The sequence below is a fragment of the Caldimonas brevitalea genome (assembly GCF_001017435.1).
Classification (GTDB): Bacteria; Pseudomonadota; Gammaproteobacteria; order Burkholderiales; family Burkholderiaceae_C; genus Caldimonas; species Caldimonas brevitalea.
In genome coordinates this window covers 4,247,109-4,273,587 of sequence record NZ_CP011371.1, presented here as the reverse complement: position 1 = coordinate 4,273,587, position 26,479 = coordinate 4,247,109, and the positions used below count along the sequence as shown (strand labels likewise).

Sequence of the window (26,479 nt, the reverse complement as noted above, 5' to 3'; positions counted from 1 at the left end):
AGGGCGGGCGAGCCAGCGGGTGGCTAGTGCATCCTCTCATCAACGGCCGGCGGCGATCGCTCGAAATGAGCGGGGAATCGGGCGCATGCGCTGCTGCCGCCGGCGGGTCGGCCCAAAAGGTGCTCAAGCTGGTAAAGGAATGGCCGAAATACGCGTGTGGCCAGCTTCCGCCTGTCACGGTGTGACGGGCCGCCATGTTCAACAGGTCGCACTGCATGCTACGTAGCTTTCGTCTCCAGATCACCCTCGTATTCGGCTTGATATGCGCGGCGGTCGCCGTGTCGCTGTCGGTGGTGCTGACCCAGGTGATCGGCGCCCAGGTGGCGCGCAATCAGGGGCAGGCGCTGGGGCTGCTGGCCCGCAGCACCAGCAGCATCTTGTCGGAAGGCCTGTACGAACGCATGCGCGAGATCGAGCTGCTGGCCGCCAACCCGGACGTCGCCGGCGCCGGCCTCGACCCGGCACTCTGGCGGCCGCTGCTGGAGCGTATGCAGCGCACGCGCCCGCACTTCGCGTGGATCGGCGTGACCGACGCCAAGGGCGTGGTGCACGCCTCGACCGGCGGACTGCTGCAAGGGCAGGACGTCTCGGCGCGGCCGTGGTTCCAGCATGCGCGCTCGGCCCCGTACGCCGGCGACGTGCACCCGGCGAAGCTGCTCGAAAAGCTGCTGCCGCGCCCCGACGACGGGGAACCGATGCGCTTCATCGACTTCGCGGCACCGCTGCACGACCCCCAGGGGCGGCTGCTGGGGGTGCTGGGGGCGCACGGCAGCTGGGCCTGGGCCGGCGAGATCACCTCGACGCTGCTCAGCCAGGCCGGGCGGGCGCAAGGCATCGGCGTCTTCATCGTCGATGCGAAGGGTGTCGTGATCCATCACCCGGAAGGCGAGGGCCGGCCGGAAGAACGATTGCCGCCGGCCATGCTGGCAGGCGGGGAGGTGGGCGAGCTGCAATGGCCGGACGGCCAGCGCTACCTGACGGCGCGTGCCACCGTGCCGGCCAAACACCCCACCACCGATCTGGGCTGGACCGTGGTGGTGCGCCAGCCGGTGGCCCAGGCGTTCGAGACCGCGCGCAGCGCCCGCGACCTCGTGCTGGGCGCGGGAGGGCTGGCCGCCCTGGGGGCGATGGCGTGTGCATGGGTGGTGGCCGGGCACTTCAGTCGTCCGCTCCAGCGCATTTCGGCTTCGGCCCGGCGCATCGAGGCCGGTGACCTCGACGTACAACTGCCGGCCGACGCCACCAGCGCGGAACTGCAGCAACTCGGCGCATCCTTGCAGGCCATGACGCGCACGCTGGTCGAGCAGCGGCGCGAGGTGGAACGCACCAACGAAGACCTGGAAATGCGGGTGGCGCAGCGCACGGCGGCACTGGAACGGGCCACCGCCGAACTCGAAAGCCTGGCACGGCGCGACCCGCTGACCGGCTTGTTCAACCGCCGTGCCGCCGACGACCGGCTCGAACACGAGCTGGCGCTGCACCGCCGCCACGGCCGCCCGCTGGCCGTGCTGCTGGGCGATGTCGACCACTTCAAGCGCGTCAACGACACCCATGGGCACGAGGTCGGCGACCGGGTGCTGATCGAGGTCGCGCAGCGGCTGTCGGCGCATTGCCGCGGCACCGACTTCATCGCCCGGGTCGGCGGCGAGGAGTTTTTGCTGCTGCTGCCCGAGACCGACACGCTCGGCGCCGTCCAGGCCGCCGAGAAACTGCGCCGGGCGGTCTGTGCGGAGCCGATCGCACCGGTCGGCACCGTCACGCTGAGCATCGGCGTGGCCCAGCCGCAGGGGCCGGAGCCGAGTCCCAAGGCGATGCTGCGGGCCGCGGACCAGGCGCTCTACGAGGCCAAGCGGCAGGGGCGCGACCGGGTGGTGGTGGCGGCCGGCCACCATACGGCCGCGGCCGGGCCCGACCTGCTCGGCTGAGGGCGCGGCGCGGGCGGTGTCGCCGAGGTGACGCCGCCGGGCGGCCGGCGGTCCTACCCTGTGGCCACGACAAGACCGTGACGGCGAAGGCGCTGCTTGCCCCCGCACGTCGCGCGGCCGTCGAAGGCGGTGGCATTCTTTCCGGGTCGCCGCCTCGGCGGCGCCCGAGGAGACTGCATGAGCCACCCCTACAGCCGCGTCCGGTTCGCCACCCACGCGCTCGAGACCTGGCGCGAGATGGTCTGGACCCATTTCCTGCCGCTGGAGGTGGCGGCCTCTGGGCCCGACACCTTGCGGGTGCGCTGCACCATGGTGCGCTTCCACGACAGCACTTTGGCCGAGGTGGCCACCGGCGGCCACCAGGTGGTGCGCACCCCGGCCCTGGCCGCACGCACCGACGCCGCCTGCTTCAAGGTGCTGTGGCAGCTCGACGGCCGCAGCGAGATCACCCAGGGCGACGCCCGCACCACACTCCAGCCCGGCATGTGGACGGTCTACGACACCTCGCGTGCCTACAGCCTGGCAGCGGCCGGCGGCAACCGCTTCATCACGCTGCTGTTGCCGCAGTCCGGCCTGCTCGGCTGGGACCCGCGGCTGCAGCACCTGTGCGGCGTCGCGCTGCCGCTGCAGGGCACCGCGCAAGTCGCGCTCGGCGCGCTGCGTGGCCTGCTGCGCGACCGCAGTGCACTCGACCCGCTGGCCCAGCAGACGCTACAGGACTCGGTGCTCGCGCTGGTCGGCGCGGCACTGCGCAACACCCGGCTGGACGACGACGAGCCGGCCGGCGAAGGCGCCGCGCTGCGCACCCTGCGGTCGATCCAGCGCCACATCGCCGAGCACCTGGGCGACCCCGCGCTGACCCCCGACGCCCTGGCCGTCAGCTTCGGCATGTCGCGCCGCACGCTTTACAAGCTGTTCGACCGGGCCCGGCTGACCCCGCAGGCCTACATCCGCGAGATGCGGCTGCAGCGCGCCCGGGCTTGGCTGGCCGACCGGCGCGAGACGCGCAGCGTCACCGAAATCGCCTGCGAGCTGAATTTTGCCGATGCGGCCCATTTCAGCCGCTTGTTCCATCAGCGCTTCGGTCTCAGCCCGACACGCTGGCGGCTGGAGTGCCGGGCGCCCACCGCGCACGAGGGTCAGGCGGCCTGACACCTCGGGATCAACCCGCGGTTTGCACGCCGCGACAAGCCGGCTGCACGCGGCTTCAAGCGCCAGCGTGGGCGACAAGGCTACCTTGCGGTCTCTTACAACGACAGGAGACCCGCGATGAACGCTCGCCCCCAAGTGCTGTCCCAGCTTCCCCAAGCCATGCTCATCGACGGGCAGTGGTGCGCCGCCCGGTCGGGCGAGACCTTCGCGGTGTACGACCCGGCCACCGGCGAGTGCATCGCCCAGGTGCCGGCGGCCGGCCCGGAGGATGTCGACTGCGCGGTGCGCGCCGCACGCACGGCGTTCGACGGCCCCTGGCGCGCCACCTTGCCGGCACAACGCGAACGTTTGCTGCTGAAGCTGGCCGATCTGGTCGAGGCCCACGCCGACGAACTGGCGCGGCTCGAAACCCTCAACAACGGCAAGCTGCTGGGCGTGAGCCAGGCGATCGACATCGCGTCCAGCGTGCAGTGGCTGCGCTACATGGCCGGCTGGGCCACCAAGATCGAGGGCCAGGCGCTCGACCTGTCGGTGGGTTTCACGCCGGGGGTGCGCTACAGCGCGACGGCGCGGCGTCAACCGGTGGGCGTGGTGGGCGCCATCGTGCCGTGGAACTTCCCGATGTTGATGGCGGTGTGGAAGATCGCGCCGGCCCTGGCGTGCGGCTGCACCGTGGTGCTCAAGCCCGCCGAAGAAACGCCGCTGACGGCGTTGCGGCTGGCGGAACTGGCCGAGCAGGCCGGTTTCCCGGCGGGGGTGCTCAACGTCGTGACCGGTGACGGCGCCACCGGTGCCGCGCTGGTGCGCCACCCCGGCGTGCAGAAGATCACCTTCACCGGGTCGACCGAGGTGGGCCGGCTGATCGGCGAGGAGTGCGGTCGCAGCCTCAAGCGCGTGTCGCTCGAACTGGGCGGCAAGAGCCCCGTGCTGGTGCTCGACGATTGCGATCCCGCCGCGGCCGCACAAGGCGCTGCGTCGGCCATCTTCCTCAACCAGGGGCAGGTGTGCACGGCCGGGTCGCGGCTGTACGTGCATCGCAAGCTGTACGACAAGGTGGTCGGCGAGGTCGCCAAGATTGCCGACAGCTTGACCCTCGGGTCGGGTTTCGATGCCGGCGTGCAGATGGGCCCGCTGGTCTCGCAGCGACAGCGCGAGCGGGTGATGGGCCTGATCGAGACCGGCCGCACGGAGGGCGCCGAGATCGTCACCGGCGGCCAAGCCGCGGCGCGTGCGGGTTACTTCGTCCACCCCACGGTGGTCGCGAACACCGCCTGCAAACCCTTGACGCTGGTGCGCGAAGAGGTGTTCGGCCCGGTGGTGGTGGCGATGCCCTTCGACGACATCGACGCGGTGCTGCGCCAGGCCAACGACAGCGACTACGGCCTGGGCGCGAGTGTCTGGAGCAACGACTTGCGGGCCGTCCACCGCATCGTCGAGCGGCTCGATGCCGGCACGGTCTGGGTCAACACCCACAACATCATCGACCCGAGCATGCCCTTCGGGGGCTTCAAGAGCTCGGGCGTGGGTCGTGAGCACGGCCGCGCGGCGCTCGACGCGTATACCGAGATCAAGTCGGTCTGCATCGCCTACTGACATCGCAGGCCGGCGGCGCGGGGACGTGTTGCCGGCACCGCCAGAACCATCAAGGGAGGACAGCTGCGATGAACATTGCAACCTTGTCGCGCACCGCGGCGGCCGCCCTGTGCGCTGCCCTGGCGCTGCTGCCGGGCGCCCACGCAGCGCCGGCGGCGGGCCGGGTCGACGCCGCCCGCATCGCGTCCAGCGAGCGCGACGGCGCCAACTGGCTCAGCCACGGCCGCACCTATGCCGAGCAGCGCTACAGCCCGCTGCAATCGGTGCACGATCGCAACGTCGACCGGCTCGGTTTGGCCTGGTGGATCGACCTCGACAACGATCGCGGGCTGGAGGCCACGCCGATCGTGGTCGACGGTGTGCTGTACGCAACGCTGGCCTGGAGCCGGGTGATCGCCGTCGACGCGCGCAGCGGCAAAACGCTGTGGCAGTACGACCCGGGCGTGCACAAGGCCAAGGGCCGGCATGCCTGCTGTGATTCGGTGAACCGCGGGGTGGCCGTGTGGAAGGGTCTCGTCTACGTCGGCACGCTCGACGGCCGGCTGATCGCGCTCGACGCGGCGAGCGGCAAGCCGGTCTGGTCGACCCAGACCACCGACAACAGCAAGCCCTACACCATCACCGGTGCGCCGCGTGTGGTGGCGGGCAAGGTGATCATCGGCAACGGCGGCGCCGAGCTGGGCGTGCGCGGCTATTTCTCGGCCTACGACGCGCGCGACGGCAAGCTGCTGTGGCGCGTCTACACCGTGCCCGGCAACCCGGCCGAGCCGCAGGAGTCGCCCGAGCTGCAAAAGGCCCTGGCGACCTGGAACGGCGAGTGGTGGAAATACGGCGGCGGCGGCACGGTCTGGAATGCGATGGCCTACGACCCCGAGCTGAAGCTGCTGTACGTGGGCACCGGCAACGGCTCGCCCTGGAACCGCGAGATCCGCAGCCCCGGCGGCGGCGACAACCTCTATCTCTCGTCCATCCTCGCGATCGACCCCGACACCGGCCGCCTGGTGTGGCACTACCAGACCACCCCGGGCGACAGCTGGGACTACACCGCGACGCAAGACCTGGTGCTGGCCGACCTGATGCTGGACGGCGTGCGGCGCAAGGTGATCATGCAGGCGCCCAAGAACGGCTTTTTCTATGTGCTCGACCGCGCCACCGGCGAGCTGCTGTCGGCCGAGAAGTTCGGCAAGGTCACCTGGGCCGAACGTGTCGACAAGGCCACCGGACGCCCGGTGGAAACGGCGAAGACGCGCTACACGCAGGAGCCGTCGGTGCAATGGCCGGGGCCGTTCGGGGCCCACAACTGGCAGCCGATGTCGTTCAGCCCGAAAACCGGGCTGGTCTACATCCCCTACCAGGAACTGCCGTTCGTCTACATCAACGGCAAACGTGACTTCCGTTATCGCAACGGCGCTTGGAACGTCGGCGCGGGTGAAGAGCAGTTCACCGCCTTCCCGCGCGAGGTGGCGAGCGGCGCGTTGATCGCCTGGGACCCGGTGCGCCAGCGCGCCGCCTGGAAAGCGCCCTACGCCTTCCACTGGAACGGCGGGACCATGGCGACCGCCGGCAACCTGGTGTTCCAGGGCACGGCGGACGGCCGCTTCGTCGCCTACGCGGCCGACGATGGCCGCAAGCTGTGGGAGTTTGGTGCGCAGACCGGCGTGATGGCCGGGCCGGTCAGTTACGCCGTTGGCGGCGAGCAGTATGTGGCCGTGATGGCGGGCTGGGGCGGCTCGGCCGCGCTGATCGGCGGTGAGGCCACGGTGGCGACCGGCGTGCGCAACGTCAGCCGCTTGCTGGTGTTCAAGCTCGGTGGCAAGGCGGTGTTGCCGCCGCTGCCGCCGCGCCCCGACCAGGTGGCGCGCATGCCACAGCCGGTGACGGCGAGTGCCGAGACGGTGGCACGCGGCAGCCGGCTGTACCACACCACCTGCGCGATGTGCCATGGCGTCGGGGCCGTCAGCGGCGGCGTGATCCCCGATCTGCGCCGCTCGAGCGACGCGACGCGGGCGGCGTTTCCCGAGATCGTGCTCAAAGGAGCCTTGCAAGCGCGCGGCATGCCGGCCTTCGACGATTTGCTGGACGCCGACGGCCTGGCGGCGATCAAGGCCTATGTGATGGCGCGTGAATACGAGGACCACCGGCGCTCCGCGGCGCCTGCCGCCGCCGCATCGGCACCGGCGACGGCCGCCACACCGGCACCCGCCGCGAAACACTGAGAGGGGAGGGGGAAGGAGGGCGCCGTGCGGCGACCGCTGCACGGCGCCTATCCTGTGTGTGCGACGCGGGCGGTGCCCCCCCGGACCGCGGCGCCTTCACCACGTCCTACCCCTGCCATCGAGCGCCATGTCTCAACTCCCTCCCGACGCGTGGTCGAACCGCAGCCGAAGGCTGGCGGACTTGCTCGCCCGCGCGGGACTGCGGGACCGCGCGGCGTTCGCCGAGTTGTACCGGCTGAGCGCCTCGCATCTGTTGGGCGTGATCCTGCGTATACAAAGCCGGCGTGCGCAAGCCGAAGAGGTGCTGCAGGAGGTGTACCTGAACATCTGGCGTGCCGCGCCCGGGTATCAGGCGGCACAGAGCCAGCCGATGACCTGGTTGACCAGCATCGCCCGCAACCGGGCGATCGACAGCGTACGGCGCTTGCAGGCGCGGCCGCAGATGGCCGAGGCTGCTGCGGCAGACGAAGAGCAGGAAATCGACGTGACCGAGATGTACCCCGACCCGGGCCCGGGGCCCGCCGACCTGTGGCAACAGGCGGTGGCGGCCCGCTTGCTGCAGCGCTGCCTGGCCGGTTTGTCGGCCGAACAGCAACAAAGCCTGGCGCTCGCGTATTACCAGGGCCTGAGCCACACCGAGGTGGCCGAACAACTGCATGCACCGCTGGGCTCGGTCAAGTCGTGGGTGCGTCGCGGTTTGCAGGCGCTCAAGCAGTGCCTCGAGCGGGCCGGTGCCGAGGGGGCGGTGTGAACTACACCCGACCCGACCTGGCCGACCGGCTGGCCGCCGAATACGTGCTCGGCACGCTGAGCGGCGGCGCCCGGCGCCGCTTCGAAACCTTGTTGCCGGCCCACCCGACGTTGCGCGACGCGGTGGCGGCGTGGCAGGTGCGTCTGACCCCACTGTCACAAGTCGTGCCGCCGGTCGAACCGACACCGCAGGTCTGGCAGCGCCTCGAGGCCCGGCTCGACCCGGCCGCGAGCACGCGACGCACGAGCGCGCCGGTGCGGCGCTGGCAGACGCTCGACTTCTGGCGCGCCTGGGCGGTCTTCGCCACCGCGGCCGCGGTCTGGTTTGCGGTGCTGCTCGGCACGCCTTCGCCCTCGCGCCCGCCGATGGTGGTGGTGCTGAGCGCGCCGGAAGGCGCTTCTTCCTTTGTCGCTGGCGTGGCGGCGGACGGGCGCAGCCTGCTGGTGCGGCCGCTCGCCCCGGTCAGCCTGAAGGCGGGGCAGGCGCTGGAGCTGTGGGCGGTGCCGGTGACCGGGGCGCCGCGCTCGCTCGGGCTGATCTCGCCTGAACGGCCGACGGTGTTGCAGCCGGGCCGGGTGCCAGAGGGTGTCGCCGCCTTCGCGGTCAGCCTGGAGCCGGCCGGCGGCTCGAAGACCGGCGCGCCGACCGGCCCCATCCTGTACAGCGGCTCGCTACGGTTGTGATGGCGCTCGGATGCGGCCTTCGCTACTCGAGTGACACAAAGCGGCGCCGAGCGTGACGGAATGGACGACCGGCAGACGGCGTGGTCGCCGGCGGTACGCAGGCCGAGGCCGTCGCGGTCAAGAATCTCGCATCGGCCCGTCGAGGCCGGGTCGCGAGAGGGTTTATGACCACCACCAACAACACCGACAGCCGGCGGCGCAACCTGCGCCTTTACTTCCTGGGGCACGGAGCCATCTTGCTCGGCGCCTGGGGGATGGATCACTTCGGCTCGATGGTGCCGATGGCGCTGGCCGCCTCGGCCGCGCTGATGCTCAGTGCCCCGCTGGTGCGCCAGCAGGCGGCGCGGCTGCGGTTGGCAGCGCGCCGCCGCGACTGACAGGCGGCGCGCCGTAGCCTACGCGGCGCGAGGCCGCGCCGCCGGACACGATCAGCGGTACACGTGCTCGCCCCGGTTGGACTTCCAGTCCTGCTCGAAAGCCAGCGCGTCGTCGTCCGAGCGCGGACGCACGCCCAACAAGATGCCGCCGTCCTTGATGCCCTGCTCGTAGTGCTTGACGCGTTCCTCCGGGATGCCCCAGCCGATCAGGGCGCCCAGCAGGCCGCCGGTGGCCGCGCCGGCGCCCGCACCGGCGAGTGCCGCCGCCAGCGGGCCGGCAATCACAACCCCGAGCCCCGGGATCGCCACCGAGGTGCCGACCGCGGCGATCGCCGCGGCAATCGCGCCCACCGTGCCGCCGACGGCCCCACCGATGCCGGCGCCTTCAGCGGCCTTGTTGCCCAGCTCCGTGGTCTCGCCGCTGGCGCCGAAATGGCGCTTGCGGGTTTCGTCGGACATCACGACGTTGACGTCATCCTTGCCGTAACCCCGGGTGGTGATGGACTGGTAGGCGCGCTCGGCGCTCTCACGGTCGCGGAACAGTCCAGTCACGAGTCTTGAATCAGCCATTGCTCTCTCCTGCAAGTTGAAGTGTGGGACAGGCCGCGCGGTTGGGGCGGGCCTGCTCCACTCCTCAGCAACAGGCGGTCCTGGCCGAGACACAGGCGCCGCTGAGACACAGTGGCGAGACATCGCTGGATTGGTGCCGGACTGTAACTGCAGCGTCGGAAAGGGCTGAGGTGCAAGCGCCGGCACCGGGTTTGCTTGACTCGGCCGTCTCCGTTCACCCCACCCCCATCCCCCCTCGATGTTGATTCCCTGGTTTGTGCTGGTCGGCGCTGTGCTGATCGTGATGGCCTTTTCATCGCGCTGGGTGCAGCGCCTGCCGTTGTCGCCGGCCATCCTCTATCTCGGCGTCGGGGCTCTCGTCGGGCCGCTGGGTGCCAACATGCTGTCGGTCGAGCCGATGCGCCATGCGGCGCAACTGGAGCTGCTGACCGAGATCGCCGTGCTGATCACCTTGTTCGCCGTCGGCTTGCGGCTGCGCATCCCGTTTTCGCTGGCCGAGTGGGCCGTGCCGATCCGGCTCGCGACGCTGGGCATGGTGCTCACCACCGCACTGACGGCTCTGGTGGCCTGGGCCCTGCTCGGCGTGCCCTGGACCGCCGCGCTGCTGCTCGGCGCCATCCTCGCGCCGACCGACCCGGTGCTCGCGTCGGACGTGCAGATCCACGAACCCGGCGACCGCGACCGGGTGCGCTTCTCGCTGACTGCCGAAGGCGGCGTCAACGACGGCACCGCCTTTCCGGCCGTGATGCTGGCGCTGGGGGTGATGGGGCTGCACGAGATCGGCGCCTACGGGTGGCGTTGGGTGCTGGTCGACGTGGTGTGGGCGGTGGGCGCCGGGCTGCTGCTCGGCTGGTTGTGCGGCAAGCTGGTCGGCCGCGCAGTGCTGCGCCTGCGCGGCACCGGGCACTCGCTGGAGTCGGAGGAGTTCCTCGTCTTCGGCGTCATCGCGCTGGTCTACGGCATTGCGCTGGCGATCAAGGCGTATGGCTTTCTCGCGGTGTTCGCCACAGGCGCCGCCTTGACACACACCGAGATGTGCAACCGGGTCGAGCCGGCCGATGCGCCGGACGCGGCCCATTCGTCTCGCCTGATCAATTTCAGCGCGCAGTGCGAGCGGCTCGCCGAAGTGGCGGTGGTGCTGCTGATCGGCGCATCGCTCGCCTGGGTGGAATGGGAGTGGAAGACGGTCGGCTTTGCGCTCATCGTGACGGTGCTGGTGCGCCCGCTGGCCGTGCTGGCGAGTGTGCCGCGCCGGTTTTTGTCACGTGCGCAGCGCCGCCTGGTGGCCTGGTTCGGCATCCGTGGCGTCGGCTCGGTCTATTACCTCACCTATGCGGTGGGGCACGACGTCGACCAGGCACTGGCCGAACCGGTCGCGAGTGCGGCCTTGATCGCGATCGCGCTGTCCATCCTCGTCCACGGCGTGTCGTCGACCCCGCTGATGGAGCGCTACAGCCGCCGACGCGACCGAGGGCTGCGCTAGGGGCGGCGCCTCAGGCTGTCAGCCCGAGCACGTCCTTGCGGATGAACAAGGCGTCGCCCGCGTGGTGGCGGTCGAAATAGACGTTGTTGAGCGTGTAGCCGCAGGCGTCGAGCCAGGCGCAGAAGCTCGGAAACGGCGTCTGGCCGGCATACAGGTCGCCACGCATCACCTCGGTGAAGATGTATTTGATCGACTTCAGGGTGCGATTGGCGCCCATCAGGATCTTCAACTCGGCGCCCTGCGTGTCCATGTAGAGCGTGTCGAGCTCGGCCATCGTCGCGGCGTGCCCGTTGGCGCCGAGGAAGGCGGTCACATCGTCGAGCGTGTGGGAACTCAGCTCGACCGTGCCCTCGAACTTGACGTCGCTGAAGACGGTGAGATGGTTGGCCGGCGGCAGGATGCTGCTGCTCATGCCGCCGTTGGTCGCCAGGTGGAAGGTGTAGGTCTTGCCGCTTTCGTCGGTGCACAGAGCTTGTACCGCGACATAGTTCGGGATCTGCCGGCACGTCGCCGCGAGATGGGCATATGGCTGCGGCAGCGGCTCGATGAACACGCCATGCCGCACACCGTGCTGGAGGAACATCGGCAGTTCCTGGCCATAGCTGGCGCCGACCTGCAGGATGCCGCGCGGCGCGGCGAGGCCTAGCGATTGCAAGGTCTCGAATAAGGGTATCGACATCGCGGGGGTCTCGAATGGGCGGTGGTGGCGTCGGGCCTGCCCCGAGACGCTGCAGTGGCCCGGATTCTTCCACCGCTGCTCGACGCCCAACGCCGCATTAGGCGTCGGTTCCCGGTCCAATTGGCGGCTTTCGGCGTGAATGAAGAGCGGCCTGGAAAACTTCGCCGCCGCAGAGGGATTTACGCGCCAGGCGTGCCGTTTTCAGCGCCCGCCAGCCACTCCCCGCGGCTGGCGAGCGGGTATCCCGCTTGCACCTCCACCGCACCGACGCGTGCCGCGCCATGCCTTCGCCGAAGGAGCCCCTCGATGAGCATTCCCGCCTCGACCCATGTCGCCCCGGCCGATGTCGCCGGCCACCACCCCGGCGAGCACGACGCGCACGGCCACCCGCACGGCTGGCGGCGCTGGGTGTACGCGACCAACCACAAGGACATCGGCACCCTCTACCTGCTGTTCAGCTTCACGATGTTTTTGCTCGGCGGGGTGCTGGCGCTGCTGCTGCGGGCCGAGCTGTTCCAGCCCGGGCTGCAGTTCTTCAATCCGCACCTCTACAACCAGTTCGTCACGATGCACGGGCTGATCATGGTGTTCGGCGCCATCATGCCGGCCTTCGTCGGCTTCGCGAACTGGATGATCCCGCTGCAGATCGGGGCGTCCGACATGGCGTTCGCGCGCATGAACAACTTCAGCTTCTGGCTGCTGGTGCCGGCCGGCATCGTGCTCGCGAGCACATTTTTCATGCCGGGCGGTGCGCCGGCGGCGGGCTGGACCATCTACGCGCCCCTGACCTACCAGATGCCCGCCTCGATGGACTTCGCCATCTTCGCGCTGCACATCATGGGCGCCAGCTCGATCATGGGGTCGATCAACATCATCGTGACCGTCCTCAACATGCGTGCGCCCGGGCTCACGCTGATGAAGATGCCGATGTTCTGCTGGACCTGGCTGATCACGGCCTACCTGCTGATCGCCGTGATGCCGGTGCTGGCCGGCGCGATCACGATGACGCTGACCGACCGCCACTTCGGCACCACCTTCTTCAACCCCGCCGGCGGCGGCGACCCGATCATGTACCAGCACATTTTCTGGTTCTTCGGGCACCCCGAGGTCTACATCATGATCCTGCCGGCCTTCGGCATCGTCAGCCAGGTGGTGCCGGCCTTTGCGCGCAAGCGGCTGTTCGGCTACACGTCGATGGTGTATGCGACGGGGGCGATCGCGGTGCTGTCGTTCATCGTCTGGGCCCACCACATGTTCGCGACCGGGATGCCCCTGACCGGCCAGCTGTATTTCATGTACGGGACCATGCTGATCTCGGTGCCGACCGGCGTGAAGATCTTCAACTGGGTCGCGACGATGTGGCGAGGCTCGTTGACCTTCGAGACGCCGATGCTGTTCGCGGTCGGCTTCATCTGGGTGTTCACGATCGGTGGCTTCACCGGGCTGATCCTGTCGATGGCCTCCATCGACCTCCAACTGCACGACACCTACTACGTGGTCGCGCATTTCCACTATGTGCTGGTGGCCGGTTCGCTGTTCGCGCTGTTCGCCGGCTTCTATTTCTGGGCCCCGAAGTGGAGCGGCGTGATGTACTCCGAATTCCACGGCCAGGTGCACTTCTGGGTCTCGCTCGTCAGTTTCAACGTCGCGTTCTTCCCCATGCACTTCCTTGGGCTGGCGGGCATGCCGCGTCGTTATGCCGACTACCCGATGCAGTTTGCCGACTTCAACGCACTGGCCACGGTGGCCGCCTTCGTCTTCGGCCTGGTACAGGTGTATTTCCTGTTGTTCGTCGTCTGGCCGGTGCTGCGCCACAAGGGCCAGCCAGCGTCGCAGCGCCCTTGGGAAGGCGCCGAAGGCCTGGAGTGGGAGGTGCCGTCGCCGGCGCCCTTCCACACCTTCGAAGTGCCGCCCAAGCTCGATGCCTCCGGCACTCGCGTGATCGGATGAGCAGGGCCAACTTCAGGGGGCGCCAGAACCGCGGTGCGTCAGCGGTATTCGATGTCGCCGCAAAGCACCTGCAGTTCGCGCTGGCCGTCGGCGCGCTCGGTCGGGAACGCCAGCGAGACGGTCACGCACAAATGCCCGCCGTGCAGCGTCCGGTACGGCCGCGTCAGCTGCAGCTTGCCCGGCGCGTCGACGGCGCGCCGGAAGTAGGGCCGGCGCACCCAGCGCGCGCCCTCCAGCTCGCGTAGCGGCTCGAACGCCGGCGCCTGGCGGGGCGCGGCCGGGTCGCCCCAGAGATTGGGGCCGATCTGGCTCCCGTCTGCGCCCAGCAGATAGCACAGCTCGGCCCGCGGCAGTGCCAGAAAACCGGCGCAGGCTTCCTGCAGCGAGCGGCCCTGGGCCAGCGCCGCGGCGGCGCGTTCGATGGCCTCGAGATAAGGGGCGGTGCTGTCGCGGAAGGTCTGCCGGTCCGTCTGCCAGCGGCTCTCGAATTGCTGCCACAGCGGCTGCCAGATCGCCGGCGTATGGCCATGGGGCAGCAACTCGGCCTGGGGCCGGCCGAAAAAATACCCTTGCACCAGGTCGACGTCGGCCTCGAGCGCCACCATCGCTTCGTGTTCGGTCTCCACCCCTTCCATCAGCACCAGCGTGCCGCACTCGTGCAGCAGCGACACCATCTGCACGATGACGCGGCGCGCCTCGCGCTCGCGGGCGGCCCGCGCCACCAGGCTGCGGTCGAGTTTGACGATGTCGGGACGGATCCGCCAGACGCGGTCGAAGTTGGAGTGCCCGGCGCCGAAGTCGTCGAGCGCCAACAAGCAGCCGAACGCGCGCGCCCGTTGCACGGCAGTGTCGAAATTGCTGTCGTCCCGCACCGCCTGCTCGAGCACTTCGATCACGACCCGGTGTCCCGGCAGTTCGAAGTGCCTTTGCATCTGGGCCACGACCGTATCGGCCTGGTGGTGCAGCCAGCCGACGAACACCTCCGGGTGCACGTTGAGGAACAGCCACTGCTGACCGGTCGGGCCGGCTCGAAAGTTCGCCAGGTGAACCAGCCGCGAAATGCGCTCGCGCTCCAACAATTCGGCAAAACTGGCGCAGCCGGCGAACACCAGGGGCGGCGGCACCGGGCGGCCGTCCAGGGTCTGGGCGCGCAGCAGCGCTTCGTGGCCGACCACGCTGCCATGCGACAGGCTGTAGACCGGCTGGAACTGGCTGCCATAGCGCAAGCCGCCGTGCTCGGCCACCATCCGGCCGTCCGGGCCGGTGCGCAGCAGCCGAAGCAAGCTGTCGACATCGGACAACGTGTCGGTGGTCGGCGACGGAGGAGGGGACGGGAAGCTCATGGTGGCAGGTGTAGGGACAGCCTGGTATCGGCCGTCTCGCCACGGACTTGAGCCCTGGGCCTGGCGAGAGGGCGCCGGCCCGCCGAGCGCTGGCGGCGCCGGGCCCACGGCCAACCATCTCAGGGCGTGGAGGGGCGCTGTCGCTGGGCTCCGGTGCGCTGTAGCAGGGGGTCGACGGCGGGCGACGGGCGGGCCGGCGCCGGCTCGGGCACCGGCATCGCGAGCGCGGTAATGGTTTGCACCAGTTCGTTCGGCTCGAACGGTTTGGCCATCAGCAGGTCGAAGCCGGCTTCAGCCGCCTTGCGGCGGTCTTGGGCCCGGCCGAAGGCGGTCAGCGCGATCGCGTGGCGGGGCGGCGCCCACGCGGGGGAGCCGCGCAGCCGCCGCATCAACTCATAGCCGTCTACCAAAGGCATGCCGAGATCGCTGATCAGCACGTCGTATTGGCGGGTGCTCCACAGGTCGAGGGCTTCGCCGGCGTCCTGCGCCACGTCCACCGCGGCGCCGTGGCCGCCGAGCACCTCACGCACGAGGTCGCGCGCGTCGGCTTCGTCGTCCACGACCAGCACGCGCAGGCCGCTCAGGGCATTCGACAGGTAATGGGTGAGCACGTCGACGCCGCCGCTGCCGCTGGCACCGCTGGCCGCTGTGCCGGCCGGCAGTTCCAGGTCGAAGCGGGCGCCGAAGCCTCGCCCGCGGCTGCTGGCGCTGATATGGCCGCCGTGCAGTTCGACCAGGCTTTTGACGATCGACAGGCCCAGCCCCAGGCCGCCGTGGCGGCGGGTCGACGACGCATCGTGCTGCCGGAACCGCTCGAACAAATGCGGCAAAAAGTCCGGTGCGATGCCTTCGCCGGTGTCTTCTATCGAAATGCACACCTTGTCGCCTGCCACCGCACTGCCCACGCGCACCAGGCCGCCTTCCGGCGTGAATTTGACCGCGTTGGCGAGCAAATTCCAGAACACCTGCTTGAGCCGCTGCGGGTCAGCCTGCACCAGCAGGTTGCGTGGCACCGTGTTCTGCAACACCGCGCTCTTGCGTGCGGCGTCCGGGGCCACCGTCTCGATGGCCCGCTCGACCACCTCGGCCACGTCCACCGTCTGCAATTCGAGCGTGACCTGGCCCGACAAGATGCGGTTCATGTCCAGCAGGTCGTCGATCAGGTCGGCCTGCGTGCGCGCGTTGCGTGCAATCACCTCGGCGGCGTGCTTGACCTTGGCGCCGGCGTCCTGCTCCATGCCCATCAGCCGGGCCCAGCCCAGGATGGCGTTGAGCGGCGTGCGCAGTTCGTGGCTGAGGTTGGCGAGGAAATCGTCCTTGGCCCGGTTGGCGGCCTCGGCCGCCTGCAGGGCCTGCTCGCTGCGGTCGGCGGCGGCGCGTTCGGCGCTGATGTCGCTGAAGGTCACGGCCACGCCGTCGCCGGCTTGCACCACCACCGTCTTGTACCAGTGGCGAAAGCCGTCGCGGTCGTAAAACACCTCGGCGCGCCGCGGCGGGCCGCCGTTGGCGACCGCGGCGTAGGCCGGAAACAGGTCGAGGTGGTGCCGGTGACCGGGCAACAGCATCAGCAAGCGCTGGCCGAGCAGCCGTTCGCGTGCCAGGCGCATCGCCGCCGCGCCGACAGGATTGATGTAGTCCCAGGTGAAATCTTCGATCACGCCGGTGCGGTTGCGCACCGCCCGCAGCACCATGAAGCCGTCGAGCGCGCTTTCCTGGGCGATGCGAAAACGCTCTTCGGTCTCACGTGCGCGCGCCTGTTCCGCCACCTTTTCGGTGATGTCGACCACTGCATTGGTGAGCCCCACCAGCGCGCCGTAGGCGTCGAACCGGGGAACGATGACGATGTCGTAGCTGTGCGGGTCGTCGCAGCCGCGCAGCGTGGAGGTGATCTCAACGCGCTGCCGGGTCCCGGTGGCCAGCACCTGGCGGCGGGCCGCCGTCACGCGCGCGGCGGCCGCCGGTTGCAGCACGTCTTCGGCGCGTTTGCCGATCAGGTCGGCTTCACGCAGCCCGTACGGCGGGTTGATGACGCGCGTATAGCGCAGCTCGGTGTCCATGTCGAACAGCGAGATCGGCGCCGAGGCGAAGGCCGCGCGCAGGTGTTGTTGGGCGGTGCGCAGCGACGCCGCGGCGTTCGCCTCGGCGCGGCCCCGCGCGCGCCGCAAATGTTCGGTGCAGCAGCAGATCGCCCCTGCGGCGGCGGCCAGCAAGGCCGTTTGTGCGGCCACTGCCGGCTGCGCCGGATCGCCGCCGTGGCGGGTGTAGAGCCACAAGGTGCCGCCGGCGGCCAACACGCCACCCAGCGCGCCCGGGCCGGCGCCTCCCAGCCAGCTGGCGGCCATGACCACCGGCACCACCAGTAAATACGTCAAACCGATGCCGAGCGTCGGGTCGAGTGCGGCCCGCAGTCCTACCGCGAGTGCGGCGAACAGGGCGGCCGCGAAATAGGCCGGCAGCCGCCCGGGAATACCGGACGCCAGCCCGGATGCAAGCGCGCGCTTCATGACGTGCTTCCCACGACAAATCAGAGCCGGCGTGAGCGAGGAGGGCAGGAGCACCGGCCGCCGGGAAACCGGAAGTGAGAGATTGAGCAATCAGCGTGCCCGGGTAGCGCGACTGGCCTGAATGGACGGGGACGGGGCTGCCGGCCAGCCCGGGGCGGCGTCCCCCACGCGCACGGGGCTTGCTCGAATTGACGATCGGAGCGTAGGAATTCGAGGATCGTGTGCTCGAGCAACTGGTGTACATCAGCCGGGTCAGTCCGGCCGTCACCCGCATGGACGTCCAGCGCATCCTGTGGGTGTCCCAGATCCGCAACCGCCGGCTCGACGTCACGGGCATGCTGGCGCTGATCGACAGCCATTTTGTGCAGGTGCTCGAAGGCCGCTCGGAGGCGCTGACGGAGCTGATGCAGCGGATCGGCCAGGACCCTCGTCATGAGCAATTGCGGGTGCTGGTGCACGAGCCGATCGACCGGCGCCGCTTCGCGTCCTGGTCGATGGGTCTGGTCGACCGGCACCAGTGGACCCGCGAAGCCGAGCAGTTGTGCCAGACCGGCCGGGTCGAAGGCCAGAGCATGGACGAGTTGATCGGTCGACTGTTCGCCGAGGAGCCCTGAGGGGTGCTGGTGTGGCCAACCCCTGTGGTGGCTAGTGAGGCGGTGTGTCGGGGAAGCCCGGCTGCGCAGCCGGCAGATCGTCGGGCGGCACGCCATGCGCCGATTGCGGCGCATCGGCCTGCACCAGGTCGCGCACCCGGTCGGCGCGGTCCTCGAGACGGGCGAGCAGGCGCTCCTGTTGTGCCGCCTCGTCATAGCGGCCCATCAGCCGCAAGGTGGACGCCATCTCCCGCACCGCCATCATCTCTTCCTGGAGCGACCGCACGGCTTTCCACAAGGCCTCTTCCGTCGATTTGGACTGGCTGTCGCGCAGCGCGAGCTCGGAGAAGGCGTGCCCGGTGTGGCAGCGGTAGCGTGGCCGACCGCCGTCCAGCACCCGCCACAAGGTGCCGTTGCAATCCGGGCAGGTCAAGGGCGACGGCTGGGCGATCTCTTCGAGGTTCTTCATCGGATGCCCCTCTAGCAGGCAGATGGCGTTCTCGAGTTTGACCCATTCGGGCACCGGAAGGCGGTGCGGTTCCAGCTCTTCGGCGGTCAGCTGGGTGAGCAGCCCCGGCATTTCCGCAAGCGTCGCGATGTGGGGCGACCGGGTCGCCCTCAAAGCGCTGCTGGGCATGCTGGGCGCGAAGGCGTCCAGCGGGTTTTGCACCACCACCGTCCCGCCGCAGGCTTCGACGGCCTCGGCCCCGGTCGTGCCGTCATCGAGATAGCCGGTCAGCACCACGGCGATCACGCGGTCGCGGTAGGCGACCGCGGCGGAGCGGAACAGCGGGTCGACGGCCGGGCGTGCGTGGTTTTCCTTGGGTCCGTGTGTCAAATGCGTGTGGCCTTCGGCGACCACCAGGTGGTGGTCGGGCGGGGCGACGTAGATCGTGCCCGGCACCAACCGGTCGCCGCCTCGCGCCGCGCGGGCCGGCAACGGGCCGGCGTTGCTGAGCAAGGTGGGCAGCGTGCTGGACCGGGCGCCGATGTGCAGCACGATCAGGACGGCGGCCGGGAAGTCGGGCGGCAGCTGCGCCACCAGCTGTTGAAGCGCCATCACGCCCCCTGCCGAGGCCCCGATGACCACGACGTCACGGCGCCGCTTGGGGTGAGGATCGAACACCATACGGATTGCGAGCAATCCGCATGCGCGCGCTGCAGGTCAGGCCAGCGCGGCGGGCAGCGTGCCGGCGGGCTTGACGGCGGCAAACACGCCGCTCGCGCGCAAGATGCGGCGTTCACCCACCTGCAGGTAGCAGTTGGCGAAGGCCATGCGGGCGCCGAGCCGCTGCACGTCGACGTGCGCCTCGACCCAGTCGCCCAGGCCGGCGGCCTCGGCGAAGTCGATGCTGAGGTTGACGGTGACCAGCGACAGCGGTGCGCGGCGCGCGTGGTTGAGCACGTAGCCCAGCGCCGAATCGGCCAAGGTCGCCAGCAGCCCGCCGTGCACGATGCCCCTCAGGTTGAGGTGTTGCGGCAGCATGCGCATCGCCAGCACCGGCGTGCCGTCGGCACCGCGCTTGACGTACATGGGGCCGCACAGGCCGATGAAGGTGTTCGATTCGGTGAAGGCCGGCTCGAATCCGGGGGGAATGGCGTCGTGGGGTGAGGTCATTGTGGAGGGGAGGCTACTGCTCAAAACCAGTCGGTCGCCATCGTCAACGGGGTGTCGTCGAGGCGCCGCAACAAGGCATGCTGGGCCTGCGTGCGTGGCAGTTCCCAGCCGAAGAACCAACGGCAGGCGTGCAGCTTGCCGCGGTAGAAGTCGGCGTCGGCGCCTTCGGCCGTGGGCAGGGCGCGCGAGGCTATCACGGCCTGCCGCAACCAGATCCAGGCCACCACGGTGTGCCCGAAGGCTTCGAGGAACACCGAGGCGTTGGCAAGGCCGCGCTCGCTGTCCTCGGCCAGCACCGGGCGCAGCACCGCCAGCGTCTGTTCGACGTCGGCCAGTGCGGCTTGCAGCGCGCGGGCCTCGCCCTGCAGCTCGGGCAGCGCCGCGGCGGCGTCGATGGTGGATTGCATCCGATGCGCCAGCAGCGCGACCGTGGCGCCCTGATCCATCTGGGCCTTGCGGCCCAACAGGTCCAGTGCCTGGATGCCGTGCGTGCCTTCGTGGATCGGGTTCAACCGGTTGTCGCGGTAGAACTGCTCAACCGGGTACTCGCGGGTGTAGCCGTAGCCGCCATGCACCTGGATCGCGAGGCTGTTCGCCTCCAGACACCATTGCGACGGCCATGATTTGACGACCGGCGTCAGCAGGTCCAGCAGGGCCGCGGCGTCGCGGCGGGTCGATTCGTCGGGGCCGGTTTTCTGGTCGTCGACCAGCCGTGCCGCGTAGAGGCACAGCGCGTAGCCGCCTTCCACATAGGCTTTCTGGGCCAGCAACATGCGGCGCACGTCGGCATGCTCGATCAGCAGTTGCTGCGGTGTTTGCGGATCCCTGGCGCTCGGCGAGCGGCCCTGCGGGCGCTCGCGCGCATAGGCGAGCGAGGCCAGATAACCCCGGTAGCCCAGCATCACCGCGCCGAGGCCGACGCCGATGCGGGCCTCGTTCATCATGTGGAACATATAAGACAAGCCCTTGTGCGGCTCGCCCACCAGTTCGCCGCGGCACTGCCCATGCTCGCCGAACGACAGCATCGTCGACGTGGTCCCGCGCCACCCCATCTTGTGGATCAGCCCCGCCAGCGCCACGTCGTTGGGCTCGCCCACCTGGCCGTCGTCGTCGACCCGCCGCTTCGGCACGATGAACAGCGAAATGCCTTTCACCCCCGGCGGGCCGCCCGGGATCTTGGCGAGCACCAGGTGCACGATGTTTTCGCTCAGCTCATGGTCGCCGGCCGAAATGAAGATCTTCTGGCCGACGATCGAGTAGCTGCCGTCGGCATTGGGCGTCGCGGTCGTTTTGATGTCGGCCAGGCTCGAGCCGGCCTGCGGCTCGGTCAAGGCCATCGTGCCGAAGAAGCGGCCCGACAGCAGCGAGCTCAGGTAGCGCCGCTTCTGGGCCTCGGTGCCGAAGCGGTGGATCACGTTGGCATTGCCCAGGGTGAGCCCGGGGTAGGAGGTGGTGGCGGCGTTGGCGCTCTTGAACAAGGAGCTGCAGGCCTGGGCCAACAGGCTCGGCAGCTGCATGCCCCCCAATGTGTAGTCGTGGCTGGCGGCCAGCATGCCGGCGTCGCAATAGGCGCGCAGCGCGGCCTTCACTTCCGGGATCAGCGTCACGCGCTGGCCGTCGAACTGCGGCTCGTGTTCGTCGGACCGGCGGTTGTGAGGCGCGAAATGGTCGGTGGCAATCGCCTGCGCCGTGTCGAGGGCGGCGGCGAAGGTGTCGAGGCTGTGGTCGGCGTGCCGTGGGCGTTCGATCAGTGACGCGGCGTCGAGCAGCTCGAAAACCAGAAAGTCGAGGTCGCGCCGGTTGATGATGGTGTGCATGCTGTTGTTTCCACTGCGTGGAACTAGAGTATGAGTTCCGGAATTGATGACCATGATTCATTAAGGCGGCGGAACGGGTCAACCCCTGGTAAATACCCTGTGACAGCCCGCGTGACGGGACTAGCATTTGGCTCATCGCAAAACGGTGTTCCGCCTGCCGGAACTATGGGCGCCGTGTGGAAAGTGTGGACACGGTCGGGACGGCACCTGCGGCGCCCCGCCGCGTTTTCATATCTGCTGAAGAAGGACAGGCATGAGTGTCAAAGCATTGTTCGACCTGAGCGGCCGCGTGGCCCTGGTAACCGGGGGCTCGCGCGGCCTGGGCCTGCAAATGGCCGAGGCGCTCGGCGAGATGGGCTGCAAGCTGGCGATCACGGCGCGCAAGGCCGACGAGCTGGAGGAGGCGAAAGCGCATCTGCGGGCGCGCGACATCGAGGTCGAGAGCTTCGTCAACGATTTGTCGAAGTTCGATCAGATCCCGGGGCTCGTCGACCGTGTGGTCGAGCGCTTCGGCACCGTGGACGTCCTCGTCAACAACGCCGGCGCCACCTGGGGGGCGCCGGCCGAAGACTATCCCGACGCGGCCTGGCACAAGGTGATGGACCTGAACGTCAACGCCACCTTCTTCCTGTCGCGCGAGGTGGGCCGGCGCTGCATGATCCCGGCCAAGGCCGGCAAGATCATCGTGATTGCCTCGGCCGCCGGGCTGAAGGGCACGCCGCCCGGCATGAACACCATCGCCTACAACACCTCGAAGGCAGCCGCGATCCATTTCGCCCGCACCCTGGCGTCGGAATGGGGGCCGTACAACATCAACGTCAACGCCATCTGCCCGGGCTTCTTCCCGTCGAAGCTGGCCAACGGGTTGATCGAGAAGCTGTCGGACACGCTGCTGGCGCGCACGCCGCTGCGCCGCATCGGCGGCGAAGAAGACTTGAAGGGCGCGGTGGTGTTCCTCGCCTCCGAGGCGTCGCGTCACATCACCGGCCAGGCGCTGGTGGTCGACGGCGGCGCCAGCATCATTTGACGAAGGCGCCGACACCGTGAGCGAGTCCTCCTCTGTCGAGCGTTTTGTCGGCACCCGGGCGGTGGCGCCGCAACATGCCTTCGACGTCGCCCGCCTGGCCCAGTTCATCCGCGCCGAGGTCGGCGGCTTCGACGGCGACCTGCAGGTCGAGCAGTTCAAGGGCGGTCAGTCCAACCCGACCTTTTTGTTGCGTGCCGGCGAGCGCCAGTACGTGATGCGGCGCAAGCCGCCCGGCGCGCTGCTGCCCTCGGCCCATGCCGTCGACCGCGAGTTCCGCGTGATCAGCGCACTGGCCGGCACCGACGTGCCAGTGGCCCGCTGCCATGCCTTGTGCGAAGACGCGTCGGTGATCGGCACCACCTTCTATCTGATGGACTACGTGCCCGGTCGCATCCTCTGGGACCCGAAGCTGCCCGGCCACACGCCGGCCGAGCGCAGTGCGTTGTTCGACGAGATGAACCGTGTGATCGCCGCGTTGCACCGCGTCGACCCGGCCGAGGTGGGGCTGGCCGACTACGGCAAGCCGGGCGACTACCTGGCCCGCCAGGTGGCGCGATGGACCAAGCAATACCGAGCCTCGGAAACCGAGCGTATCGAAGCCGTCGAGCACTTGATCGAGTGGTTGCCGAAGAACATCCCGGCCGGCGACGAAACCCGCATCGTGCATGGCGACTACCGCATCGACAACGTCATCTTCCACCCGACCGAGCCGCGCATCCTGGCCGTGCTCGACTGGGAGTTGTCGACGCTGGGCCACCCGCTGGCCGACTTCGCCTATCACTGCATGACGTGGCGCATGCAGGGCGACAACAGCCGTGGCCTGGGCGACTTGAGCGCCGCACAACTGCGCGAGCTGGGGTTGCCGAGCGAATCCGAGTACGTGGCGGCCTACTGCCGCCGCACCGGCCGCGACGGCATCGCCGAGCGCGACTGGGAGTACTACCTCATCTTCAACATGTTCCGGCTCACCGGCATCTTGCAAGGCGTGATGGCGCGCGCGCTGCAAGGCAACGCGTCGAGCGCCGAGGCGCTGGCCACCGGGCGCCGCGCCCGTCCGCTGGCGGAGCAGGCCTGGCGGCAGGTCGAGCGACTGCTGGCGCGCGGTTGAGCCGCGGTTGAGCGCGGTTGAGCATCAAACACATCACTGGAAGCACCCATGGACTTCTCCTACACCCCCAAGGTCCGCGAACTGCAGCGGCGCGTCTCGGCCTTCATGGACGAGTACATCTATCCCAACGAGCACCGCTATCACGAAGAGGTGGAAGCGCACCGCGCACAGGGCAATCCGTGGCAGCCGACGCGCGTGATGGAAGAGCTGAAGGAAAAGGCCAGGGCACAAGGGCTGTGGAATCTGTTCTTGCCGGAGTCGAAGTACGGCGCCGGGCTCACCAACCTCGAATACGCACCGTTGTGCGAGATCATGGGGCGCTCTCACATCGCCCCCGAGGCCTTCAACTGCTCGGCTCCCGACACCGGCAACATGGAAACGCTGGTGCGCTACGGCAACGAGGCCCAGCAGCGTGAATGGCTGCAGCCGCTGCTCGAAGGCAAGATCCGCTCGGCCTTCGCGATGACGGAGCCGGCGGTGGCGTCGTCGGACGCCACCAACATCGAGGCGCGCGTCGAGCGCGACGGTGACCACTACGTGATCAACGCCCGCAAGTGGTGGACCTCGGGCGCGCCCGACCCGCGCTGCGAGATCCTGATCTTCATGGGCAAGACCGACCCCGACAACCCGAGCCGGCACAGCCAGCAGTCGATGATCCTGGTGCCGATGAAAACGCCGGGCGTGAAGATGGAGCGGCCGTTGACGGTGTTCGGCTACGACCATGCGCCGCACGGCCATGGCGAGGTGAGCTTCGAGAACGTGCGTGTGCCGGTCGGCAACGTGCTGTTGGGCGAAGGCCGCGGCTTCGAGATCGCACAGGGCCGGCTGGGCCCGGGCCGCATCCACCACTGCATGCGTTTGATCGGCCTGGCCGAGCGCGCGCTCGAGTTGATGTGCAGGCGCGCGCTCGAACGCCACGCCTTCGGGCGTGCGGTCGCCGACCATGGTGTCACGCGCGAGCGCATCGCCAATGCCCGCATCCTGATCGACCAGGCGCGCTTCCTGGTGCTCAACGCCGCCCACATGATGGACACGGCCGGTAACAAGGTTGCCAAGAAGGAGATCGCGATGATCAAGGTCGCGGCCCCCAGCATGGCGTGCCAGGTGATCGACTGGGCCATTCAGGTGCACGGTGGTGCGGGTGTCAGCGGCGACTTCCCGCTGGCCGCCGCCTACGCGAGCGCCCGCACGCTGCGTTTTGCCGACGGCCCCGACGAAGTGCACCGCAACCAGATCGGCAAGATGGAGCTCGAGCGTTACCTGACGCTGCCGAAACGCTGAACCTGCCCGACCCCTCTCGCCCGGCCGCCTGTGCGTGCCGGGCTTTCCTGCCTGTCACTGCAAGACCATGTCAGACCGCCATTACGCCCACTGGCCCAGCCATTTGCCCCGGCACCTGACGGTGCCCCAGACGCATCTCTACCGCAACGTCGAAGTCTCTGCGATGCGGTTTCCCGACAAGCCCTTCCTGATCTTCTTCGACACGCCGCTCAGCTACGCGCGCTTCCAGGACGAGAGCGAACGCCTGGCCGGCTACCTGCAGCAGGCGTGCGGCGTGCGCAAGGGCGACCGGGTGCTGCTTTACATGCAGAACAGCCCGCAGTTCGTGCTGGCCTATTACGCCATCTTGCGTGCCGACGCCGTGGTGGTGCCGGTCAACCCGATGAACCTCACGGCCGAGCTGCGGCACTATGTGGAAGACGCGGGCGCGACCACCGCCTTCGCACCGCAAGACCTGTACCCCCAGCTGCAACCGCTGCTGGCCGAGGGCCGCCAGGCGGGCAGGGGGCTGCAGCATGTGATCGTGGCGGCCTATAGCGATTACGCAACGGCCCCGACCGAGCTGCGGGTGCCTGAGTTCGTCGCCGCACCGCGCCAGCCGATCGCCGACCCGGGCACCGTGCTGTGGATGGACGTCCTGGCGCAAGGTCTGCGCCCCGGCCCGCTGCAGGCCGGCCCCGATGATCTGGCCGTGATGCCCTACACCTCGGGCACCACCGGCCACCCCAAGGGCTGCATGCACACCCACCGCAGCGTGATGTACAACACCGTCGCCGGCGGCCAATGGCTGTCGACCCAGCAAGACGCGGTGCACCTGTCGGTGCTGCCCTTCTTCCATGTCACCGGCATGCAGAACGGCATGAACGGCTCGCTCTACATCGGCGCCACGATGATTCTGCTGCCGCGCTGGGACCGCGATGCCGCACTCGAATACATCCAGCGCTACCGCGTCTCGGTGAGCCAGTTGATCGCGCCGATGGTGGTCGATCTGCTGTCACATCCGCGCATCGGCGAGTACGACCTGTCGAGCATGCGGCGATTGAGCGGCGGCGGGGCGGCGATGCCGGAGGCCATCGCGCAAAAGCTCAAGACGCTGTGCAAGCTCGATTACATCGAAGGCTACGGCATGTCGGAGACCATCGCGCCGACGCACATCAACCCGCCCGAGCGGCCCAAGAAGCAATGCCTGGGCATTCCGCTGTGCGACGTCGACGCGCGTGTCGTCGACCCGGCCACCTTGCGCGAACTGCCGCCGGGCGAGGTGGGCGAGATCATCGTGCACGGGCCGCAGGTGATGCAGGGCTATTGGAACAATCCGCAGGCCACGCGCGACAGCTTCGTCGAGATCGACGGCAAGCGCTTTTTGCGCACCGGTGACCTCGCCCGCACCGACGAGGACGGCTATTTCTTCATGGTCGACCGGCTCAAGCGCATGATCAATGCATCGGGCTTCAAGGTCTGGCCGGCCGAGGTCGAGGCGCTGATGTACGCCCACCCGGCGATCCAGGAAGTGTGCGTGATCGCGGCGCGCGATGCGCGGCGCGGCGAGACGGTGAAGGCGGTGGTGGTGCTCAAACCCGACCAGCGCGGCCGTGTCAGCGAGCAGGACATCATCGACTGGTCGCACGACCACATGGCCGCCTACAAGAGCCCGCGCATCGTGCAGTTCATCGATGCGCTGCCGCGTTCGGGCACCGGCAAGATCCAGTGGCGCGAGCTACAGGAGCGCGAACTGGCATAGAGGCCCTCGCCGGCCCGCGGCGGGAAGGCCGCCCATGCGGTCCTATACTCTTCGCAGGGAGAGAGAGG

The 26,479-nt window shown here is 69.0% G+C and carries 21 protein-coding genes; 14 read left to right on the top strand and 7 right to left on the bottom strand.

From position 1 onward, the window contains the following. Positions 1-215 precede the first annotated feature (215 nt). The 7 genes from AAW51_RS17805 (at position 216) to AAW51_RS17775 (ending at position 8,697) form a co-directional block, all read left to right on the top strand. Positions 216-1,925 carry a sensor domain-containing diguanylate cyclase gene (locus tag AAW51_RS17805; RefSeq protein WP_047195671.1) on the top strand — a complete coding sequence of 570 codons (1,710 nt, stop codon included), beginning with the start codon at positions 216-218 and terminating at the stop codon, positions 1,923-1,925. A 177-nt stretch (positions 1,926-2,102) separates the two neighbouring features. Then, positions 2,103-3,077: an AraC-like ligand-binding domain-containing protein gene (locus tag AAW51_RS28325; protein WP_053013698.1), complete on the top strand. Its 975-nt coding sequence runs from the start codon at positions 2,103-2,105 to the stop codon at positions 3,075-3,077. 117 nt (positions 3,078-3,194) lie between these two features. After that, positions 3,195-4,670 (top strand): phenylacetaldehyde dehydrogenase StyD, encoded by a 1,476-nt coding sequence (gene styD / locus AAW51_RS17795; RefSeq protein ID WP_047195670.1) that lies wholly within the window; start codon positions 3,195-3,197, stop codon positions 4,668-4,670. Between the two features lie 68 nt (positions 4,671-4,738). After that, complete coding sequence (locus tag AAW51_RS17790) at positions 4,739-6,886, top strand: PQQ-dependent dehydrogenase, methanol/ethanol family (RefSeq protein ID WP_047195669.1); 2,148 nt, start codon at positions 4,739-4,741, stop codon at positions 6,884-6,886. A gap of 127 nt (positions 6,887-7,013) precedes the next feature. Continuing rightward, positions 7,014-7,637, top strand: coding sequence for a sigma-70 family RNA polymerase sigma factor (locus AAW51_RS17785; RefSeq protein ID WP_047195668.1), 624 nt, complete (start codon positions 7,014-7,016; stop codon positions 7,635-7,637). Then, a complete protein-coding gene (locus AAW51_RS17780; protein ID WP_047195667.1) occupies positions 7,634-8,320 on the top strand; it encodes an anti-sigma factor in 687 nt (228 codons plus the stop codon). Before AAW51_RS17785 ends, AAW51_RS17780 begins: the two co-directional genes overlap by 4 nt. 164 nt (positions 8,321-8,484) lie before the next feature. Next, entirely contained in the window at positions 8,485-8,697 is a 213-nt protein-coding gene (locus AAW51_RS17775; RefSeq protein ID WP_047195666.1) for a hypothetical protein, read from the top strand. Between the two features lie 51 nt (positions 8,698-8,748). Here the strand turns inward: AAW51_RS17775 and AAW51_RS17770 are convergent, their stop codons facing one another. Next, on the bottom strand, positions 8,749-9,267 hold the full coding sequence (locus AAW51_RS17770) for a hypothetical protein (RefSeq protein ID WP_047195665.1): 519 nt from the start codon (positions 9,265-9,267) through the stop codon (positions 8,749-8,751). Between the two features lie 238 nt (positions 9,268-9,505). On the opposite strand from AAW51_RS17770, the gene AAW51_RS17765 reads away from it, so the two are divergent. Further along, on the top strand, positions 9,506-10,750 hold the full coding sequence (locus tag AAW51_RS17765; RefSeq protein WP_047195664.1) for a cation:proton antiporter: 1,245 nt from the start codon (positions 9,506-9,508) through the stop codon (positions 10,748-10,750). A gap of 10 nt (positions 10,751-10,760) precedes the next feature. Here AAW51_RS17765 and AAW51_RS17760 read toward each other — a convergent pair whose 3' ends face one another. After that, a complete protein-coding gene (locus tag AAW51_RS17760; RefSeq protein WP_047195663.1) occupies positions 10,761-11,429 on the bottom strand; it encodes an FkbM family methyltransferase in 669 nt (222 codons plus the stop codon). A 306-nt stretch (positions 11,430-11,735) separates the two neighbouring features. On the opposite strand from AAW51_RS17760, the gene ctaD reads away from it, so the two are divergent. Next, positions 11,736-13,379 carry a cytochrome c oxidase subunit I gene (gene ctaD / locus AAW51_RS17755; RefSeq protein WP_047195662.1) on the top strand — a complete coding sequence of 548 codons (1,644 nt, stop codon included), beginning with the start codon at positions 11,736-11,738 and terminating at the stop codon, positions 13,377-13,379. Positions 13,380-13,417: 38 nt separating this feature from the next. Here ctaD and AAW51_RS17750 read toward each other — a convergent pair whose 3' ends face one another. Together AAW51_RS17750 and AAW51_RS28320 are read right to left on the bottom strand one after the other, a co-directional pair. Then, the gene (locus AAW51_RS17750) at positions 13,418-14,722 is read right to left on the bottom strand and encodes a sensor domain-containing phosphodiesterase (protein WP_053013696.1); all 1,305 of its coding nucleotides are present in this window, start codon (positions 14,720-14,722) and stop codon (positions 13,418-13,420) included. Positions 14,723-14,841: 119 nt separating this feature from the next. Further along, the gene (locus AAW51_RS28320; RefSeq protein ID WP_053013694.1) at positions 14,842-17,226 is read right to left on the bottom strand and encodes a hybrid sensor histidine kinase/response regulator; all 2,385 of its coding nucleotides are present in this window, start codon (positions 17,224-17,226) and stop codon (positions 14,842-14,844) included. Between the two features lie 221 nt (positions 17,227-17,447). Here AAW51_RS28320 and AAW51_RS17740 point away from each other — a divergent pair, with 221 nt between their 5' ends. Then, a complete protein-coding gene (locus tag AAW51_RS17740; protein ID WP_053013692.1) occupies positions 17,448-17,840 on the top strand; it encodes a BLUF domain-containing protein in 393 nt (130 codons plus the stop codon). Between the two features lie 31 nt (positions 17,841-17,871). Here the strand turns inward: AAW51_RS17740 and AAW51_RS17735 are convergent, their stop codons facing one another. Genes AAW51_RS17735 through AAW51_RS17725 form a run of 3 tightly spaced genes read right to left on the bottom strand, consistent with a single transcriptional unit; the run spans position 17,872 to position 21,254 of the window. Further along, entirely contained in the window at positions 17,872-18,948 is a 1,077-nt protein-coding gene (locus AAW51_RS17735) for a chemotaxis protein CheB (protein WP_047195661.1), read from the bottom strand. A gap of 36 nt (positions 18,949-18,984) precedes the next feature. Beyond that, positions 18,985-19,437, bottom strand: a complete 453-nt coding sequence (locus AAW51_RS17730; RefSeq protein WP_047195660.1) for a PaaI family thioesterase — start codon at positions 19,435-19,437, stop codon at positions 18,985-18,987. A 20-nt stretch (positions 19,438-19,457) separates the two neighbouring features. Beyond that, the gene (locus tag AAW51_RS17725; RefSeq protein WP_047195659.1) at positions 19,458-21,254 is read right to left on the bottom strand and encodes an acyl-CoA dehydrogenase; all 1,797 of its coding nucleotides are present in this window, start codon (positions 21,252-21,254) and stop codon (positions 19,458-19,460) included. Positions 21,255-21,507: 253 nt separating this feature from the next. Between AAW51_RS17725 and AAW51_RS17720 the strand changes: the two genes are divergently transcribed. The 4 genes from AAW51_RS17720 (at position 21,508) to AAW51_RS17705 (ending at position 26,411) form a co-directional block, all read left to right on the top strand. Continuing rightward, the gene (locus AAW51_RS17720) at positions 21,508-22,281 is read left to right on the top strand and encodes an SDR family oxidoreductase (RefSeq protein WP_047195658.1); all 774 of its coding nucleotides are present in this window, start codon (positions 21,508-21,510) and stop codon (positions 22,279-22,281) included. 16 nt (positions 22,282-22,297) lie between these two features. Further along, positions 22,298-23,389, top strand: coding sequence for a phosphotransferase (locus AAW51_RS17715; RefSeq protein ID WP_047195657.1), 1,092 nt, complete (start codon positions 22,298-22,300; stop codon positions 23,387-23,389). Between the two features lie 48 nt (positions 23,390-23,437). Then, positions 23,438-24,670: an acyl-CoA dehydrogenase family protein gene (locus AAW51_RS17710; protein WP_047195656.1), complete on the top strand. Its 1,233-nt coding sequence runs from the start codon at positions 23,438-23,440 to the stop codon at positions 24,668-24,670. A gap of 67 nt (positions 24,671-24,737) precedes the next feature. Further along, positions 24,738-26,411 (top strand): long-chain fatty acid--CoA ligase, encoded by a 1,674-nt coding sequence (locus AAW51_RS17705; protein ID WP_047195655.1) that lies wholly within the window; start codon positions 24,738-24,740, stop codon positions 26,409-26,411. Positions 26,412-26,479: the final 68 nt, after the last annotated feature.

Excerpts from the sequence above, each read along its gene's own strand:
- AAW51_RS17710 (WP_047195656.1), top strand. The coding sequence starts at position 23,438 with ATGGACTTCTCCTACACCCCCAAGGTCCGCGAACTGCAGCGGCGCGTC.
- AAW51_RS28325 (WP_053013698.1), top strand. The coding sequence starts at position 2,103 with ATGAGCCACCCCTACAGCCGCGTCCGGTTCGCCACCCACGCGCTCGAG.
- AAW51_RS17735 (WP_047195661.1), bottom strand. The coding sequence starts at position 18,948 with ATGGTGTTCGATCCTCACCCCAAGCGGCGCCGTGACGTCGTGGTCATC.
- AAW51_RS17760 (WP_047195663.1), bottom strand. The coding sequence starts at position 11,429 with ATGTCGATACCCTTATTCGAGACCTTGCAATCGCTAGGCCTCGCCGCG.
- AAW51_RS17750 (WP_053013696.1), bottom strand. The coding sequence starts at position 14,722 with ATGAGCTTCCCGTCCCCTCCTCCGTCGCCGACCACCGACACGTTGTCC.
- styD (WP_047195670.1), top strand. The coding sequence starts at position 3,195 with ATGAACGCTCGCCCCCAAGTGCTGTCCCAGCTTCCCCAAGCCATGCTC.
- ctaD (WP_047195662.1), top strand. The coding sequence starts at position 11,736 with ATGAGCATTCCCGCCTCGACCCATGTCGCCCCGGCCGATGTCGCCGGC.
- AAW51_RS17805 (WP_047195671.1), top strand. The coding sequence starts at position 216 with ATGCTACGTAGCTTTCGTCTCCAGATCACCCTCGTATTCGGCTTGATA.
- AAW51_RS17770 (WP_047195665.1), bottom strand. The coding sequence starts at position 9,267 with ATGGCTGATTCAAGACTCGTGACTGGACTGTTCCGCGACCGTGAGAGC.
- AAW51_RS28320 (WP_053013694.1), bottom strand. The coding sequence starts at position 17,226 with ATGAAGCGCGCGCTTGCATCCGGGCTGGCGTCCGGTATTCCCGGGCGG.
- AAW51_RS17725 (WP_047195659.1), bottom strand. The coding sequence starts at position 21,254 with ATGCACACCATCATCAACCGGCGCGACCTCGACTTTCTGGTTTTCGAG.
- AAW51_RS17705 (WP_047195655.1), top strand. The coding sequence starts at position 24,738 with ATGTCAGACCGCCATTACGCCCACTGGCCCAGCCATTTGCCCCGGCAC.
- AAW51_RS17720 (WP_047195658.1), top strand. The coding sequence starts at position 21,508 with ATGAGTGTCAAAGCATTGTTCGACCTGAGCGGCCGCGTGGCCCTGGTA.
- AAW51_RS17765 (WP_047195664.1), top strand. The coding sequence starts at position 9,506 with ATGTTGATTCCCTGGTTTGTGCTGGTCGGCGCTGTGCTGATCGTGATG.
- AAW51_RS17785 (WP_047195668.1), top strand. The coding sequence starts at position 7,014 with ATGTCTCAACTCCCTCCCGACGCGTGGTCGAACCGCAGCCGAAGGCTG.
- AAW51_RS17730 (WP_047195660.1), bottom strand. The coding sequence starts at position 19,437 with ATGACCTCACCCCACGACGCCATTCCCCCCGGATTCGAGCCGGCCTTC.
- AAW51_RS17790 (WP_047195669.1), top strand. The coding sequence starts at position 4,739 with ATGAACATTGCAACCTTGTCGCGCACCGCGGCGGCCGCCCTGTGCGCT.
- AAW51_RS17775 (WP_047195666.1), top strand. The coding sequence starts at position 8,485 with ATGACCACCACCAACAACACCGACAGCCGGCGGCGCAACCTGCGCCTT.